Below are 16,464 nucleotides of genomic sequence, written 5' to 3'. Positions count from 1 at the left end.
GTGGGCCAAGCGATTGAAAAATCGAATGGAAAGGGGCAGCCGGGATTCGTCAGGATGGGGCAGCGACGGTTGATATGACGATTGGTGAAGGTGATGTTCGCAGTAAACATGCAGCACACGGAAGGCCGGTGCTGAGAAAGCTGCGGAGCCTGCTTGCGGGCGCCAGTTCCGCATTGCCAATTCTGTTAAGCTCTTCCCCCACTGTTCACGCACAGGATGCGCTGGGCAAGATCAACACACCGTTCGGCGTTGAAGTCGGTACGTTTGAAGTGGTTCAATTCGCCATGTTCCTCGGTGCCATGGGCGCCGCATTGCTTTCTGCAGGCTGGCTCATCCGCGAGCGCAGCCGCATTGCCCAGGAAAATCGTCAGCTTCGCGACAAGGTCGCCGATCTCAACGTCACCGTTCAGCGCAACGAAGCACTACTCAATCTCAAGGACCAGCGCATTATCGTGTGGGAGGGCGCTTCCAGCACGCCCAATCTGATCGGCAGCCTGCCACAGGAGATCGGCGTGCCCGAGGCTCGGGCGTTGTTTCTGGCGTTTGGCCGCTGGCTCCAGGTCGATTCCGCGACCTTGCTCGATCGCTCGATCTCGGCCTTGCGCGAAAAGGCACGGCCATTCGATATTGCCATTGAGACCGCGAAGGGTGCCCCGCTGGAAGTCCAGGGCCGCACGTCCGGCGGCTATGCCATCGTCCGTTTCATCAATCTCGGAGAAGCGCGGGCCGCACAGGCGCTGCTCAAGACCGAGAACTATCAACTCAATGAAGCCGTGGGCACATTGCGCGCGCTGCTGGAATCGATCGATATGCCGGCGTGGAGCCGCGATGGCGACGGCCGTCTCAGCTGGGTCAACATGGCCTATGCCAAGGCCGTGGACGTACGTGATACGCGCACGGCCATAACCGAGGCGCGTGAACTCTTCGGTGCGCAAGCACGCGAGCGCATTGAACGGGACAAAGCAGCGAACCGGCGCTTCCATGACCAGCTGTCGACGGTGGTTGGCGGAGATCGTCACGTTTTCCGGGTGACGGACGTTGCCGGCAGTGCGGGCTCTGCAGGCCTCGCAACCGATATCAGCGAAGTCGAACTCATCCGCGAGGAGTTCAAACGCACTGTTCTCAATCACTCGGACACGCTGGATCAGCTGAATTCCGCTGTCGCGATGTTCGACGCTAACCGCAAGTTGCAATTCTTCAACCAGGCTTTTGCAAAGCTTTGGGGATTGGAAACGGCTTTCCTCGAAAGCAGCCCCGACAATGCCATGCTGCTCGATCGCTTCCGCAGCGACGGCATTTTGCCGGAGCAGCCCGATTGGCGTCGTTGGAAGGAACAGGTTTTATCGGCCTATCATTCCGTCGAGTCGCAGGAGCATATCTGGTATCTGACCGACGGTCGCACGCTGCGTGTCATCGTCAATCCACAGCCGAAGGGCGGCGTCACCTGGGTCTTCGAGAACCTGACCGAGAAGCTTGAACTGCAAAGCCGTTACAACACGCTGATCAAGGTTCAGGGCCAGACGCTGGATCATTTGGCAGAAGGCGTTGCCGTGTTCGGTTCGGACGGCAAGATCCGCCTGTCCAATCCCGCATTCGCCTCGCTGTGGTCGCTGAAACGCGAACAGATTGCCGAGGGCATGCATATTTCGGCCATTCGGCGTCTGTGCGAGACTGTCTCTGACGCGACGCATTGGGAAACGTTCGTTACGACAGTCACTGGCTTCGACGACGAACGCCAGTCGCTGTCCGGTCATATCGAACTCACCACCGGCAAGATACTGTTCTACGCGACGGCGCCTCTGCCAAACGGCCAGACCATGCTGACCTTTGTCGACATGACCGATTCGGTGCAGGTCGAGCGGGCCCTGAAGGAAAAGAACGAAGCGCTGGAGCGGACGGACGAACTGAAGAACGATTTTGTCCAGCACGTATCCTATGAGCTGCGCTCGCCGCTGACGAACATCATCGGCTTTACCGAGCTTCTGCAGACGCCAATGACCGGGCCGCTCAATGATCGCCAACGCGATTACCTTGATCACATCGGCACGTCGTCCTCAGTGCTGCTGACCATCGTCAATGACATTCTTGATCTTGCTACGGTCGATGCCGGGATCATGGAACTCGACATCAGCGATGTCTCGGTCACCGATGCTGTGACGACGGCTTCGGAGAAAGTGGCCGACCGCTTGAAAGAGCACAATATCCTGCTCGATATCCGTATTACGCCCGGAACCGGCTCCTTCCGCGCCGATGCCAGCCGGGTCAAGCAGGTCCTGTCCAATCTTCTCAGTAATGCTGCCAATTATGCGCCGGAGGGCAGCACCGTTACGCTCGCCTGCTGGCGGGAACAGGCCGAAATGGTCTTCAGCGTGAAAGACAATGGCCCTGGCATGCCCGATTATGTGCTCGACAGTATCTTCAAGCGTTTCCAGCCCTATCCGAACGGGGGGCGCAAACGCGGTGCAGGATTGGGACTGTCGATCGTCAAGGGTTTCGTCGAACTGCATGGCGGAACGGTCGATATCAACAGCGCCGCCGGCAAGGGCACGCTGGTTACCTGCCGCTTCCCGCTGGAAGCGCGGACATTCAGCATCGCTGCTGAATAGAGCATTCATGACCCTCACCATCCAGCTCGCAACGACAGAAGATACCGAACGGCTTGGCGAGGATTTGGCGCTGGCGCTGCGCAAGGGCGATCTCGTATCGCTTTCAGGCGATCTCGGCGCCGGCAAGTCGACGCTGGCACGCGGTTTGATTCGAACGATTGCCAACGACAATGGTTATGAGGTGCCAAGCCCGACTTTCACGATCGTGCAGTCCTATCCGGAATTGCGCTTGCCGGTCAGCCATGTCGACCTTTACCGCCTGTCCTCGGCTGACGAGCTTGATGAACTCGGCCTCGATGAGGCTCTGGAGGACGGTACAGTGCTGGTGGAGTGGCCGGAACGGGCGGGCAGCGCTTTGCCCAAATCCAGCCTGCGCGTGACACTGCTCGGCGATGGCGATGGCCGCAAGGCATTGATCGACGGTGAGCCTGCTGCCCTTGCCCGGTTGCAGCGCTCGCTGGCGATCCGCAAATTTTTGAAAGACGCCGGCTTTGCCAGGGCCGAACGGCGCTATCTCCTCGGCGACGCATCTGCTCGCGGCTATGAAACGATTGCGGTGGGAGAAAAGCTTCCGCTCATCCTGATGAACTCGCCCTACAATCCCGGCGGACCAGTCCTGCGCGATGGCAAGACCTACATGCAGATCGCACACCTCTCCCAGTCGGTTACGGCGTTTGTTGCCCTGGACAGATTGTTGCAATCCAAGGGTTTCACTGTTCCCGAAATTTATGCCGAAGATCTTGAGAGCGGGTTTCTGCTGCTGGAAAATCTCGGAAGCGACGGCGTGCTTGATGCCGACGGCGCACCAATTCCGGAACGTTATGAGGCCGCGGTTCGCCTGCTGGCGAAATTGCATCAACATTCCTGGCCCCAGGATGTCGATGCCACTGAGGGTTATTCACATCATATCCACAACTTCGATCGCGATGCCATGATGATCGAGGTAGAGCTTCTATCCGATTGGTATGTGCCACGCATGCGTGGAGCACCGCTTGATCCCGCGCAAAAAGCCGCTTACGTCGCCGCCTGGGGCAGAGTATTTAGCCAGATAAGTAAATCCGAGAGAAGCCTGCTGCTGCGCGATGTTCACTCGCCCAATATTCTCTGGCGGGACGGGGCGGTGGGAACGGATCGGGTCGGGCTTATTGACTTCCAGGACGCCATGATCGGCCCGTCTGCCTATGACGTGGCCTCGCTCGTTCTTGATGCGCGGGTGACCGTTGCACCGGAACTGCAGGATCATCTGCTCGCCGCCTATCTTGACGAGCGGCGGTTGGCCGACAGCGAATTCGATGAGACGGGTTTCCGCGTAGCCTTTGCCATCATGGCGGCACAGCGGAACGCCAAGATACTCGGCATCTTTGTTCGCCTTGACGAGCGTGACGGCAAGCCTTTCTATTTGAAGCACTTGTCCCGTATCCAGACCTATCTCAATCGCGTCATTGGCCATCCGGCACTGGTGCCGGTGAAGGATTGGTGCGAAAAGGCAGGCATACTATCTTCGGAGATTTGATTGATGACGAGTCCGCGTACGGCAATGGTTCTGGCAGCCGGTCTCGGCAAGCGCATGGCTCCGATCACCGATACCATGCCGAAACCATTGGTAAAGGTAGCCGGCAAACGATTGATTGATTGGGGGCTTGACGCGCTCGAAAATGCTGGCGTTGAGCGCGCGATTGTCAACACCCACTATCTCGCCGACCAGCTCGATATGCATCTGGCGACGCGCAAGACACCAGCGATCCTCGTTTCCGATGAGCGCAAGGAACTGCTCGATTCCGCTGGCGGTATTATCAATGCGCTGCCGCAGATAGGCTCTGATCCCTTTTTTGTCATCAATGCCGACACTTTCTGGATCGATGGCGGGCGGCCGAATCTTGTCCTGCTGGCGGAAGGATGGGATGATGCGCGCATGGACATTCTTCTCATGATCGCAGCGAAGGGGCAGGCGACCGGATATGACGGGCGCGGCGATTTCAACATGAGCGCTGAGGGCAGGCTGCGCCGTCTCGAAGCGGGGGAGACTTCGCCCTATATTTATGCTGGTGCAGCCATAGTGCATCCGCGCATCTTTGCCGGTGCGCCGGCAGGCAAGGCATCGCTTAACCGTTATTTTGATGCGGCAATTGCTGCTGACCGGCTTTACGGCCTGCCAATGAACGGGCTCTGGCTGACGGTTGGAACGCCCGGTGCTATCGGCGAAGCGGAAGCCGCCATCGCCACGGCCGGTCAAGGGATCCATGGCTGAGCGTCAGCATCGCCGGGTTTTTTCGATAGCGCCAGGCATTCCATTCCTGCCTGCACTCGTCGATGCGCTGCAATCGGGCACGCTCGTCCCCGGCTTCCCTTCCAATACAACCGATCCGATGGCTCTGGCGCGCGTGACGATCTACGTGCCGACACGCCGTGCTGCGCGCAGCTTGCGCTCATTGCTCGTCGAAAAGAGCCCGGTCAAATCCGCCATCCTTCCCGTCATCCGCCCACTCGGCGATGTGGACGAGGATGCGGCGATGTTCGACATGGGATCGGATGCATTCTTCGATCTCCTGCCGCCGATAGGTTCTACCGAACGGCTGCTGCTGCTGGCACGGCTGGTGCGGCCCTGGCGCGAGCGCTTGCCGGACCATGTCCGGGCTCTGTTCGGCAATGAGGAAATCGCCATTCCCGCCACCACGGCCGATGCGATCTGGCTGGCGCGCGACCTCGCCGCTCTGATGGATCAGGTGGAAACGGAGGCCAGCGGGTGGGCGACACTCGCCCATATCGTATCGGAGGAGCTGCCGAACTGGTGGCAGGTGACGCTCGATTTTCTGGGCATCGTCACCAGCCTCTGGCCGGATATTCTTGCCGATCGTCATCGATCCAATCCCGCGGCCCATCGCAACCGCCTGATTGAGCTGGAAGCCGAGCGCCTGATGCGCAACCCGCCGGATGGACCAGTCATCGCTGCCGGGTCCACGGGCTCCATACCCGCCACGGCGAAACTGCTTGCAGCGATCGCATCACTGCAGCAAGGCGCAGTTGTCCTGCCTGGCCTCGATCGCGACATGGACGCGGAAAGCTGGGAAGTTCTGGGAAACATCGCCAACAATCCGTCGATCTTCGGCCATCCGCAATACGGCCTGAAGAAACTCCTGGGTGAGCTCGGTGTGCTGCGCCACGATGTTGTCCCTTTGGGAAGCGTTGCGCCGCAGAAACGCGCCCGCGAGCATCTGCTCGCTGAGGCCATGCGCCCCGCCGATACCAGCGAGGCCTGGAGTACTATCGACCGTGCCAGTGGGCAGTTTTCTGCCGCCATCGGATCAGTTGCCCTGGTCGAGGCAGCGAATGAGCGGGAAGAGGCACTTACCGTGGCGGTCGCCCTGCGCGATGCGATCGACCAGCCGGACCGGACGGCGGCGCTTATCACAGCCGATCGCGATCTGGCGCGGCGCGTCTCGACGGAACTCGCGCGCTTCAACATTGCGGCCGATGATTCCGGCGGTCATGCCTTGCGTGAAACGCAACCGGCGACGCTGATGCGACTGACACTCGAAACGGTCTTCAACCCTGGCGATCCGGTCTCGCTGCTCGCACTGCTCAAGCACCCGTTGACGCGGCTTGGTCTTGAACGCTCGACAGTGCGGCAGGCGGCAGAAACCATCGAACTCGTATCCCTGCGCGGCGGCACCGGACGCGCCTCGCTTTCCGGACTTGCCGCCTTCTTCGAGACACGACTGGCCGAAGGCAGCAGCGCGCCATTCGAACCCGTCTGGGTGCGGCAAATTTCCGTCGCGCAGATCGAGGCAGCGCGGATCGCCTGCGCTGCGCTCAGCCGCAGCATGGAGCCGCTCGCCGCCTTTGCCGACATGGCCGAGCCGGTGCAAATGGCTGAAATCATCCATGCGAGCGTAGCCAGCCTGGAAAATCTGGCGCGCGACGACAAGGGCGATATCGCGGCGCTCTACTCCGGCGCTGCCGGTGAACAGTTCGCAGCCTTCCTGCGCAATCTGGTTTCCGCCGATGCAGGGCTCGATTTTCTGCCCTCCGAATGGCCGGGCATGATCGAGGCGCTGATGTCCGGTGAGGTTGTAAAGCCGAAAGCCGGTGCCCATCCCCGCCTGTTCATCTGGGGTGCACTTGAAGCGCGTCTGCAGACCGTCGACACGGTTATCATCGGCGGACTCAATGAGGGCTCGTGGCCGGGCAAAACCCGCAATGACCCGTTCATGTCGCGGCCGATGAAATCTATTGTCAATCTGGAGCCGCCGGAGCGTCGCACAGGTCTCGCCGCCCATGATTTCCAGATGGCAATGGGCATGGACCATGTCATCCTGACCCGGTCGCAACGCTCCGCCAATGCGCCGACGGTTGCGTCGCGCTGGCTGCAGCGGCTGGAAACGGTGCTCGGCAAACCCGCAGCGGCGGAGTTGCGGACGCGCGGCACGAAATATCTGAACTGGGCGCGCGAGATCGATCATGCGGCGGATGAGGATTTCGTCAAGCGGCCCGAACCGAAGCCACCGCTTGAGGCGCGACCCAAACATTTCTCGGTTACGGAAATCGAAACGCTGAGGCGCGATCCCTACGCGATCTTTGCCCGCCGCATCCTGCGCCTGCGCCCGATCGAGCCGCTGATCCGCGATCCCGATGTGGCGGAGCGCGGTTCGCTGTTCCACAACATCCTGGCGCATTTTACCGAGCAGGGCATTGACCCGGTGCATGCGGATGCCGCCGCACAATTGCTGGACATCGGCAGACGTTATTTCGACGATATCGCGCTGCCGGAGGAAATCGACGCGGTCTGGTGGCCACGGTTTCGGGCGCTGGTGCCTGAATTTCTCGATTGGGAGCGCAGCCGTGCCCCATTGATTGCCAAGCGTCACCCCGAAATCGCCTCGAAGAAGATACCGGTCGAGGCAACGGGCGTGACCCTTTCGGGGCGTGCTGACCGGGTCGATCTCAGGCGTGATGGTACGGTCGACATCATCGACTACAAGACCGGTTCGACGCCGTCGAAACGCCAGGCTCACGTACTGCTGTCACCCCAGCTCGCACTTGAAGCAGCGCTTCTGGCACGTGGTGCCTTCCACGAAGTCGGCAAGCGCGACGCCGCTGATCTTCTCTATGTGCGCCTCCGGCCCAATGGCAGGGTGGATCCGGAATCGATCCTGAAGATCGGCACAGCCGCCAATAGCACCGAGAAAACCGCGCCGGAACTGGGCGAACTTTCCTGGCGCCGGCTGACCGAATTGCTGAACGCCTACCGCGACCCACATAAAGGCTATCTGTCGCGCGCCCTGCCATTCAAGGAGACGGATCTGACCGGGGACTATGATCATCTCGCCCGCGTACTGGAATGGTCGGCAGGCGGTGCTGATGATGGCGGCGACGCCGAATGAAAAAGCCCCGCATCATTCCCTTCGAAACGATAGCGAACCAAAACAAGGCGGCAGATCCAAGAGATTCGGTCTGGGTTTCGGCCAATGCCGGCTCCGGCAAGACCCACGTTCTGACCGAGCGGGTCATTCGGCTGCTGCTCGACGGAACCGATCCTTCGAAAATCCTCTGCCTCACCTATACAAAGGCAGCGGCAGCGGTGATGCAGAACCGCGTCTTTGCACGTCTTTCCGAATGGGCAACGACGGATGAAGTTACGCTGACGCAAACCATCCAGCAGATCGATGGCAGACCGCCGGATCTCGCTCGCCTGGCACAGGCGCGCCGCCTGTTTGCGCGTGCGCTGGAAACGCCGGGCGGGCTCAAGATCCAGACCATCCACGCCTTCTGCGAGGCCATTCTCCACCAGTTTCCGCTCGAGGCCAATATCGCTGGCCACTTCGAACTGATGGATGACATGATGCAGGTGGCCCTGGTCGGCGAGGCGCGCCGGCAGTTGCTGCAGTCGGCGCGCCTTGACAGCAATGCTGAGCTTGCCGCGGCCTTTGCCGATGTGCTCGATGCGGCAGGGGAGTTTGGCCTGCAGGGACTGCTCGACGAGGCGGTGAACAAGCGGCACGATCTGACACAATTCATCGACGATATTGGTCATGATGAGTTGCGCCGCCAGACCTTCTACGCGCATTTCGGCTTCACTGGCGCCGAGACCGAAGACAGCATCCTGTCGACGCTTTGGCCGGTACGCGAATTTGACAGCGCAATTCTTGGAGAAATCCTCGATATACCCAGAAGTGCCACGCGGGCGCAGGAGTTCGCTCTGACCTTGCGGTTCGCCAAGGTCAATGGACAGCTAGACCAGCGCGAAGAAGCCTTGCGCGCGGCATTTCTCAAGGCTGGCGGTGAGCCTAAGAGTGGTTCATTTATTTCCTCCAAGGCGGTGATAGACCGGGTTCCGGATTTCATTGATCGCTATGATCGCGCGGCCCAGCGCGTGTTCGACGGACTCGACCGGCTCAAGCAATTGCGTCTTGTTCGGCTGACCCTCTCCGCGCTGGTTCTGGTCGACGATCTGATCGGCCGCTATCAGCAGATGAAGAAGGCACATGGTCTTCTCGATTTCGATGATCTGATCGTTCGCACTGTGAAGCTGCTGGCGCGGCAGGATGCAGGGCCTTGGGTCCAGTACAAGCTCGACAAGGGCATCGACCATATTCTGGTCGACGAGGCGCAGGATACGAGCCCCAACCAGTGGAATGTCATCCGCCTGCTCAGCGAAGAGTTTTTCGCGGGAAAGACTGCGCGAGACATCCGCCGTACTCTGTTTGCCGTGGGCGACGAAAAGCAATCGATCTATTCGTTTCAAGGCGCGGTCCCGGAAGACTTCGCCGAGCACGGCAAGGCAACCGAACGAAAAACCAGGCAATCCGAGCTGAGCTTTGCCCGCGTCAATCTCAACTTCTCCTTCCGATCTTCTCCGGATGTGCTGTCCGCCGTGGACAGGGTCTTTGCCCGGCCGGAAGCCAATCGCGGCTTTGGCGCGGATCATGGCGCGACAGTGCACACCGCGATCCGCGATCACGATCCCGGTGAAGTGCAAATCTGGGAAATGCTTAACCCGGAAACAGCGCCGCAGGAGGAGGATTGGCGGACACCCGTCGACAGTCTGCCTGCTCCGCCGGTGCGTCTCGCCGAGCAAATTGCCCGCACCATTGATCTCTGGCTCAAGAACGGGGAAATCCTTGATGGGCAGGGCCGCCGGCTCGAGGCACGGGACATCATGGTCCTGGTACGCAAGCGTGATCAGTTCATGCCGGCCCTGTCGCGCGAACTGAAGAAGCGCCATGTTCCCGTCGCTGGCGCTGACCGGCTGAAGCTCACCGATCATATCGCTGTCAAGGATCTGATGGCGCTCGGCCGGTTCATGCTGCTGTCATCGGATGATTTGTCGCTTGCAGCCTTGCTCAAGAGCCCGCTGTTCAAATTGGGCGATGATCAGTTGTTTGCGCTCGCCTATGGCAGAGCCGAAAATGAAACGCTCTATCAGCGCCTGATTGCATGCTCCGAGGATGATCTCATTCTGCATGGAATTGCGCAACGGTTGCAGGAGTGGCGCAATCGTGCCGACACGGTGCCGGTGTTTGAATTTTATGCGAATATTCTTGGGCCTGGCGGCGCGAGACGCGACCTTCTGGCACGACTCGGCCATGAGGCGGGCGACGTCATCGATGAGTTCCAGAACTACGCCGTCGCGACAGAAAAGACAGGATTGCCGGGGCTGCAGGCGTTTCTCGAAACGTTGGATGCTGCGGCACCGGAGATCAAGCGCGAGCTCGACCAGAGCCGCAACGAAGTGCGCATCATGACTGTCCATGCCTCGAAAGGTCTGGAGGCGGCCGTGGTATTCCTGGTCGATTCCGGCAGTGCGGCTTCTGCGGGGGGACGCACCCCTAATCTGCTTTCGTTCGATCTGAGAGAGAAGGACGGATGGCAGGGCAAGGGCTTTCTGTTCGTTCCATCCAAGGCCTATGCGACGGCCTTCACCGGAAACATCGTCGATAATCTGAAAATCCGGGCGGAGGAAGAATATCGCCGCCTGCTTTATGTGGGCATGACCAGAGCCGAGGACCGTTTGATCGTTTGCGGCTATCGTGGAGCGCGGCAAGCGCCCGGCACCTGGCATGATCTGGTTGGAGCGGCATTGGGCGAAGTGAGCGAGCCGTTCGAGCACCCCATCGAAGGTGTGGCTGCCAAGCGTTACCGCGTCACGGAACGGGTGTCGGCAACGATAGCCGAGCCCGACACGGCAGTTGAAATAAATGCCGCACCATTCCCAGCATCCTATCGAAAGCCCATGCCGCGTGAAGCAGGGCTGCCAAGACCGCTGGCGCCATCCGGCGTCTCGGTATTGATCGAACCTGAGGATGAAACGCCTCTGGTGACCGGTTCGCCGGTGCTTGTGACGGATCACGGCGATCCGTCCTTTGCGATCCGGCGCGGCACGGTCATCCATGCGCTGTTGCAGACCCTTCCCAACCTCCCGGCCGATCAACGCCTTGCGGCTGCGGAACAGTATCTCTCGCGTGCCGCTTTTGACTGGAAACCGGACGAAGCCGAAAGGGCGCTCCAGTCGGTATTCAATGTCATGGATGATCCAGGCTTCGCGCCGGTGTTCGCGGCTGGCTCCCTGGCCGAGGTAGCGATTATGGGAACACTGCATCTGCGCGGCAAGGATCACGCGGTTTCAGGCGTGATCGACCGGCTGGCGGTGAACGAAAGCAGCGTGCTCATTGTGGACTACAAGACCAATCGGCCAGCCCCGCGAACGCTGGCCGACGTGCCTGCTGCCTATGTGGCTCAGCTAGCCCTTTATAGGCAATTGCTGGGACCGCTTTATCCCGGTAAAACCGTCGAGGCGGCGCTGCTCTTCACGGAGGGCCCGTACCTGATCGATATTCCCGTGAACGAGATGCACGGTGCACTTGCCCGTCTCACTGCATCGTGAGAAGACCACGCTTGACGAGCGCGAGCCGACTCACCACATGATGTGCAACACATTCACAAACCTACAAGGAAAAGCCTATGGCTACCGTCAAGATCGACACCAGCAATTTCCAGTCCGATGTAATTCAGTCCGGCCAGCCTGTTGTGGTTGATTTTTGGGCTGAGTGGTGCGGCCCGTGTAAGATGATCGCACCAGCCCTCGAAGAAATCGCTTCGGAGATGGAAGGCAAGGTCACGATCGCCAAGGTCAATATCGACGAGAATCCGGAACTGGCTGCTCAGTTCGGCGTGCGTTCGATCCCGACCTTGCTGATGTTCAAGGATGGTGAACTGGCTGCCAATCTGGTTGGCGCTGCTCCCAAGAGCAAGCTTTCCGACTGGATCAAGAATTCGGCTGCCTGATTTCCAGATTCCATCTGACTTAAAGAGCCCGGTCTTGCATCGGGCTTTTTATTGTGGCGGCGTGCCGTTGTCGGCAAGGACGTCGCCGGCAAGATAGAGGGATCCGCCAATGAGTATGCGCGGTGCGGCTTCGGATTTGTCCCAGCTGTCACGCAGGATTTTCAGCGCATTCTCCACGGAATGAACGGGTTCGGCTGACAGGCCTGCTTCGTGGGCTGCGATAGCCAGCTCGTCATGCGGAATGCCTGCGCCACTGGAGCGGATCGGTACCGTATAGACATGCCGCGCCATACCTGTGAAGGCCTGGAAATAGCCGACAGGATCCTTTGTGTTGATCATGCCGGTTATCAGGAATAGCGGCCGCTGGTTGCGGTCTTCGAGTGTGGCAACAGCCTCGGCAATGACCATCCCCGCTCCAGGATTGTGTCCGCCATCGAGCCATATTTCCGATCCGGGAACCGCCAGATCCACCAGTTTTCCCTTGATAAGGCGCTGCATGCGTGCAGGCCATTCCACCGACGTCATCGCCGTCTCAACCGCATGTTCGGGGATGGTAAAGCCGGCGGTCTTGACTGCCTGGATGGCGGCGGCAGCGTTTGCCAGCTGATGGCGGCCGAGCAACCCTGGCAAGGGAAGATCCATCAGCCCGGTATTATCCTGATAGATCATTCGCCCGCGTTCCTCAAAGCTGAGGAAATCCTGGCCATAGACCGAGTATGGGCAATCGCGCCGCTCGGCGGTCTCGATCAGGACCATCCGTACGGCTTCCTCTTCCTGCGCCCCGATAACGACCGGACAGCGCGACTTGATGATCCCGGCTTTTTCCGCCGCGATAAGTTCGACACGGTCACCGAGATAGGGTTGGTGATCGAGCGAAATCGGCATGATGACGCTGACGGCAGGTTCGGGAATGACGTTGGTGGCGTCAAACCGCCCGCCAAGGCCGACTTCGAGGATAACGGCATCGGCGGGATGTTCCGAAAACAGCACGAAGGTGACAGCAGTCAGGATCTCGAAAACAGTGATTGCCTGCCCGGCATTGGCCTCAGCGACCCGCTTGACCGCTTCGGCCAGCACATCATCGCCGACGATCTTGCCGCCGCCCGGTGCCCCGAGCCTGTAACGCTCGTGCCAGCGCACCAGATGCGGGGAGGTATGGACATGAACCGTATAGCCAGCGGCTTCGAGCAGCGCGCGCGAAAAGGCGACTGCCGAGCCCTTGCCATTGGTGCCCGCCACATGGATCACAGGCGGCAGCCTCAGATGCGGATTACCCAGCGTGTCGAGAAGCCGGGTGATGCGGCCCAAAGACAGATCAAAGCCCTTGGGATGCAAGCCCAACAGCCGTTCTATCTCTTGTTCAGCACGCGACGGCATTGCACACCAGGCTTCCAAGGTCATCCAACAAAGAGAAAGGCATCAAGAATTGGTTTCAACCGGTACCGGTAATGCGGTAGCCAATCCGTCTGGCAATTCTTCGGGAGTTTCGGTCGCCGGTTCGCCCATCAGCATTTTCAACAGGCGTGCAATCGTCGATTTCAATTCCGTCCGTGGTACAACCATGTCGACCATGCCATGCGCCTTCAGATATTCGGCGCGCTGGAATCCTTCGGGCAGTTTTTCGCGGATGGTCTGCTCGATGACACGCTGTCCTGCAAATCCGATCAATGCACCGGGCTCGGCAATGTGAACATCACCCAGCATCGCGTAGGAAGCAGACACGCCGCCTGTCGTCGGATTGGTCAACACGACGATATAAGGCAGTCCGGCTTCTTTCAGCATTTCCACGGCGACGGTGGTGCGTGGCAACTGCATCAGCGAAAGGATGCCCTCCTGCATGCGTGCGCCGCCGGATGCAGCAAAGAGTATGAGGGGCTTCTTCTGGGCGATCGCGGTTTCGAAGCCCTTGATAATTGCTTCGCCCGCCGCCATGCCAAGCGAACCGCCCATGAAACTGAAGTCATGGATCGTGACGACGACCGGCAGACCCTCGATTGTACCAAGGGCGTTGATGATCGCATCATCCTGACCGGTCTTGGCACGATGCTCCTTCAACCGGTCGACATAGCGCTTTTCGTCGCGGAATTTGAGCGGATCGGTTGCGACCCTCGGCTGTTCGAGTGTTTCAAACACACCGTCATCGAAGAAAAACCTCAGCCGGTCCCTGGCAGGAATGCGCATGTGATGGCCGGAGGAGGGCACGACCCACTGGTTCTTCTCCAGATCCGTATGGAAGACCATTTCGCCGGATTCCGGGTCCTTGATCCACAGATTCTCCGGCATTTCACGACGACCAAGCATCGAATTGATCTTTGGCCGGACGTAATTCGTGATCCAGTTCATGATCGGTCCTGTTCTTCTCTCAAGAGGTTAGCTGATTTAAGGCTTCTACTCTGCAGCTGCAAGCCGCACGGCTCGCACGCCACTGGAAAGGCCCTGCACCATGGTGGCAACTGCTTCAGCCGGATCGGCCACCAGCGAGCCGTCGGGATTGATCGTATTGGCCACTGCATTGACGATTGCCGTGCCGACAACCACGCCATCTGCAGCGGAGCCGATGACCTTGGCCTGTTCCGCGGTCTTGACGCCGAAGCCGACCACGACCGGCAGGTCCGTGTGCTTCTTGATCCGCTCGACAGCGGCCGCGACCCTGCTTGTATCCGGCAGTGCCGAACCGGTGATGCCGTTCATCGATACGTAGTAGACGAAACCCGACGTGTTCTGCAAAACCTTTGGCAGGCGCTTGTCGTCGGTTGTCGGCGTTGCGAGACGAATGAAGTTGATCCCCGCCTTGATGGCAGGGATGCAGAGCTCCTCGTCCATTTCCGGCGGCAGGTCGACGATGATCAACCCGTCAATTCCGGACGCGACGGCATCTTTCAGGAAACGATCGACGCCATAGATATAAATCGGATTGTAGTAGCCCATCAGGACGATCGGTGTGGTGTCGTCGCCTGTCCGGAACTGTGCGGCGAGTTCCAGGGTCTTTGTCAGCGACATGCCCTTTTTCAGCGCGCGAAGGCCTGCTGCCTGAATGGCCGGGCCATCGGCCATCGGGTCTGAGAAGGGCACGCCGAGTTCGATAATATCCGAACCGGAGCGAGGCAACGCCTTCATGATCCTGAGCGACGTGTCGAAATCCGGATCGCCGCCCATGAAATAGGTCACGAGTGCCGGACGGCCTTCTGCCTTGAGGGCAGCAAATTTTCGGTCAATACGGGTCGCCATGATCAGATATCCATTCCAAGCAGTTGACCGACCGTGTGCACGTCCTTGTCGCCGCGGCCTGAAAGATTGACGATCATGATCTTGTCCTGTGCCATTTTCGGGGCAATCTTCACCGCATGGGCGATCGCATGGGCGGATTCCAATGCGGGAATGATGCCCTCGGCGCGGGTGGTCAACTGGAACGCGTCCAGCGCCTCGCCGTCGAGGATCGGTACATAGGAAACCCTGCCCGTATCACGCAGCCATGAATGCTCGGGCCCGACACCCGGGTAATCGAGACCAGCGGAAACCGAATGGCCATCGAGGATCTGGCCATCCTTGTTCTGCAACAGATAGGTGCGGTTGCCATGCAGCACACCGGGGCGGCCCGCGCTCATAGAAGCACAATGTTCTTCGCCATCGAGCCCGCGGCCACCGGCTTCGACACCGATGATCTCGACGCTCTTGTCGTCGAGGAAGGGATGGAACAGGCCGATCGCGTTGGAACCGCCGCCAACAGCAGCAATGATCGTGTCGGGCAGGCGGCCTTCGCGTTCGAGGATCTGCTCGCGCGCCTCGGTACCAATGACCGACTGGAAGTCACGCACCAGCTCAGGATAAGGATGCGGACCGGCGGCCGTACCAATCAGGTAATAGGTGTCTTCGACATTCGAGACCCAGTCGCGCAGGGCTTCGTTCATCGCGTCCTTCAGCGTGCCGTGACCGGAGGAGACTGGCTTGACCTCGGCGCCGAGGAGCTTCATGCGGAAGACGTTCGGCTTCTGCCGCTCGACATCGGTCGCACCCATATAGACGACGCATGGCAGGCCAAAACGCGCCGATACGGTAGCGGATGCAACGCCGTGCTGCCCAGCACCAGTTTCCGCGATGATGCGCGTCTTGCCCATGCGCTTGGCAAGCAGGATCTGGCCGAGACAATTGTTAATCTTGTGGCTGCCCGTATGGTTCAGGTCTTCGCGCTTGAAATAGATCTTGGCGCCGCCGTCGAGGCCCTGATCCTTGGCAAGCTGACGCACATGCCGTGTCAGGCCTTCGGCATAATAGAGTTTGGAGGGGCGGCCGGCATAATGGGTCGACAATGCCTGAAGCTCTGCCTTGAACGACGGATCGTTCTTCGCGTCGTCATAGGCCTCCTGCAGCTCAAGGATCAGCGGCATCAGCGTCTCGGCGACAAAACGGCCGCCGAAAATGCCGAACATGCCCTCTTCATCGGGACCGGTCTTGAATGAATTGGGCTCAACCACCTTGTTCACTGCTTCACTCCGTTCTGGGCGGTCTCTGTCATTTCAGAAACGACCGTCCTATTCTCAAGGCCCCCGTCATTTCTACGAAATGACCGCCTCTTACG

General features: G+C 59.6%; 10 protein-coding genes. 6 read left to right on the top strand and 4 right to left on the bottom strand.

All coding sequences use genetic code 11. The features are described 5' to 3' along the window. Nucleotides 1-74: 74 nt before the first annotated feature. From BLM14_RS19005 to trxA, 6 genes are all read left to right on the top strand, one after another. Entirely contained in the window at nt 75-2,606 is a 2,532-nt protein-coding gene (locus BLM14_RS19005) for a sensor histidine kinase (RefSeq protein WP_100000812.1), read from the top strand. Then, nucleotides 2,599-4,119: a tRNA (adenosine(37)-N6)-threonylcarbamoyltransferase complex ATPase subunit type 1 TsaE gene (gene tsaE / locus BLM14_RS19000; RefSeq protein WP_418314244.1), complete on the top strand. Its 1,521-nt coding sequence runs from the start codon at nt 2,599-2,601 to the stop codon at nt 4,117-4,119. The genes BLM14_RS19005 and tsaE overlap by 8 nt, the downstream gene beginning before the upstream one ends. A gap of 3 nt (nt 4,120-4,122) precedes the next feature. Continuing rightward, the gene (locus tag BLM14_RS18995; protein WP_100000810.1) at nt 4,123-4,854 is read left to right on the top strand and encodes a nucleotidyltransferase family protein; all 732 of its coding nucleotides are present in this window, start codon (nt 4,123-4,125) and stop codon (nt 4,852-4,854) included. After that, nucleotides 4,847-7,987: a double-strand break repair protein AddB gene (addB, locus tag BLM14_RS18990; protein ID WP_100000809.1), complete on the top strand. Its 3,141-nt coding sequence runs from the start codon at nt 4,847-4,849 to the stop codon at nt 7,985-7,987. The genes BLM14_RS18995 and addB overlap by 8 nt, the downstream gene beginning before the upstream one ends. Next, nucleotides 7,984-11,487 carry a double-strand break repair helicase AddA gene (gene addA, locus BLM14_RS18985; RefSeq protein ID WP_100000808.1) on the top strand — a complete coding sequence of 1,168 codons (3,504 nt, stop codon included), beginning with the start codon at nt 7,984-7,986 and terminating at the stop codon, nt 11,485-11,487. Before addB ends, addA begins: the two co-directional genes overlap by 4 nt. A gap of 77 nt (nt 11,488-11,564) precedes the next feature. Next, nucleotides 11,565-11,888 (top strand): thioredoxin, encoded by a 324-nt coding sequence (trxA, locus tag BLM14_RS18980; RefSeq protein ID WP_100000807.1) that lies wholly within the window; start codon nt 11,565-11,567, stop codon nt 11,886-11,888. 48 nt (nt 11,889-11,936) lie between these two features. Here the strand turns inward: trxA and BLM14_RS18975 are convergent, their stop codons facing one another. The 4 genes from BLM14_RS18975 to trpB are packed head-to-tail and all read right to left on the bottom strand — an operon-like array spanning nt 11,937 to nt 16,369. After that, nucleotides 11,937-13,265, bottom strand: a complete 1,329-nt coding sequence (locus BLM14_RS18975) for a bifunctional folylpolyglutamate synthase/dihydrofolate synthase (protein WP_100000806.1) — start codon at nt 13,263-13,265, stop codon at nt 11,937-11,939. Between the two features lie 42 nt (nt 13,266-13,307). Then, on the bottom strand, nt 13,308-14,231 hold the full coding sequence (gene accD / locus BLM14_RS18970; RefSeq protein WP_100000805.1) for an acetyl-CoA carboxylase, carboxyltransferase subunit beta: 924 nt from the start codon (nt 14,229-14,231) through the stop codon (nt 13,308-13,310). A 45-nt stretch (nt 14,232-14,276) separates the two neighbouring features. Next, nucleotides 14,277-15,116, bottom strand: a complete 840-nt coding sequence (gene trpA / locus BLM14_RS18965) for a tryptophan synthase subunit alpha (protein WP_100000804.1) — start codon at nt 15,114-15,116, stop codon at nt 14,277-14,279. Between the two features lie 2 nt (nt 15,117-15,118). After that, complete coding sequence (gene trpB, locus BLM14_RS18960) at nt 15,119-16,369, bottom strand: tryptophan synthase subunit beta (RefSeq protein ID WP_100000803.1); 1,251 nt, start codon at nt 16,367-16,369, stop codon at nt 15,119-15,121. Nucleotides 16,370-16,464: the final 95 nt, after the last annotated feature.

Source organism: Phyllobacterium zundukense (genome assembly GCF_002764115.1).
Classification (GTDB): Bacteria; Pseudomonadota; Alphaproteobacteria; order Rhizobiales; family Rhizobiaceae; genus Phyllobacterium; species Phyllobacterium zundukense.
Note: the sequence above shows the minus strand (reverse complement) of the source record. Positions and strands in the feature narration are given on the sequence as shown.

Excerpts from the sequence above, each read along its gene's own strand:
- addB (WP_100000809.1), top strand. The coding sequence starts at position 4,847 with ATGGCTGAGCGTCAGCATCGCCGGGTTTTTTCGATAGCGCCAGGCATT.
- BLM14_RS19005 (WP_100000812.1), top strand. The coding sequence starts at position 75 with ATGACGATTGGTGAAGGTGATGTTCGCAGTAAACATGCAGCACACGGA.
- accD (WP_100000805.1), bottom strand. The coding sequence starts at position 14,231 with ATGAACTGGATCACGAATTACGTCCGGCCAAAGATCAATTCGATGCTT.
- addA (WP_100000808.1), top strand. The coding sequence starts at position 7,984 with ATGAAAAAGCCCCGCATCATTCCCTTCGAAACGATAGCGAACCAAAAC.
- trxA (WP_100000807.1), top strand. The coding sequence starts at position 11,565 with ATGGCTACCGTCAAGATCGACACCAGCAATTTCCAGTCCGATGTAATT.
- BLM14_RS18975 (WP_100000806.1), bottom strand. The coding sequence starts at position 13,265 with ATGCCGTCGCGTGCTGAACAAGAGATAGAACGGCTGTTGGGCTTGCAT.
- trpA (WP_100000804.1), bottom strand. The coding sequence starts at position 15,116 with ATGGCGACCCGTATTGACCGAAAATTTGCTGCCCTCAAGGCAGAAGGC.
- BLM14_RS18995 (WP_100000810.1), top strand. The coding sequence starts at position 4,123 with ATGACGAGTCCGCGTACGGCAATGGTTCTGGCAGCCGGTCTCGGCAAG.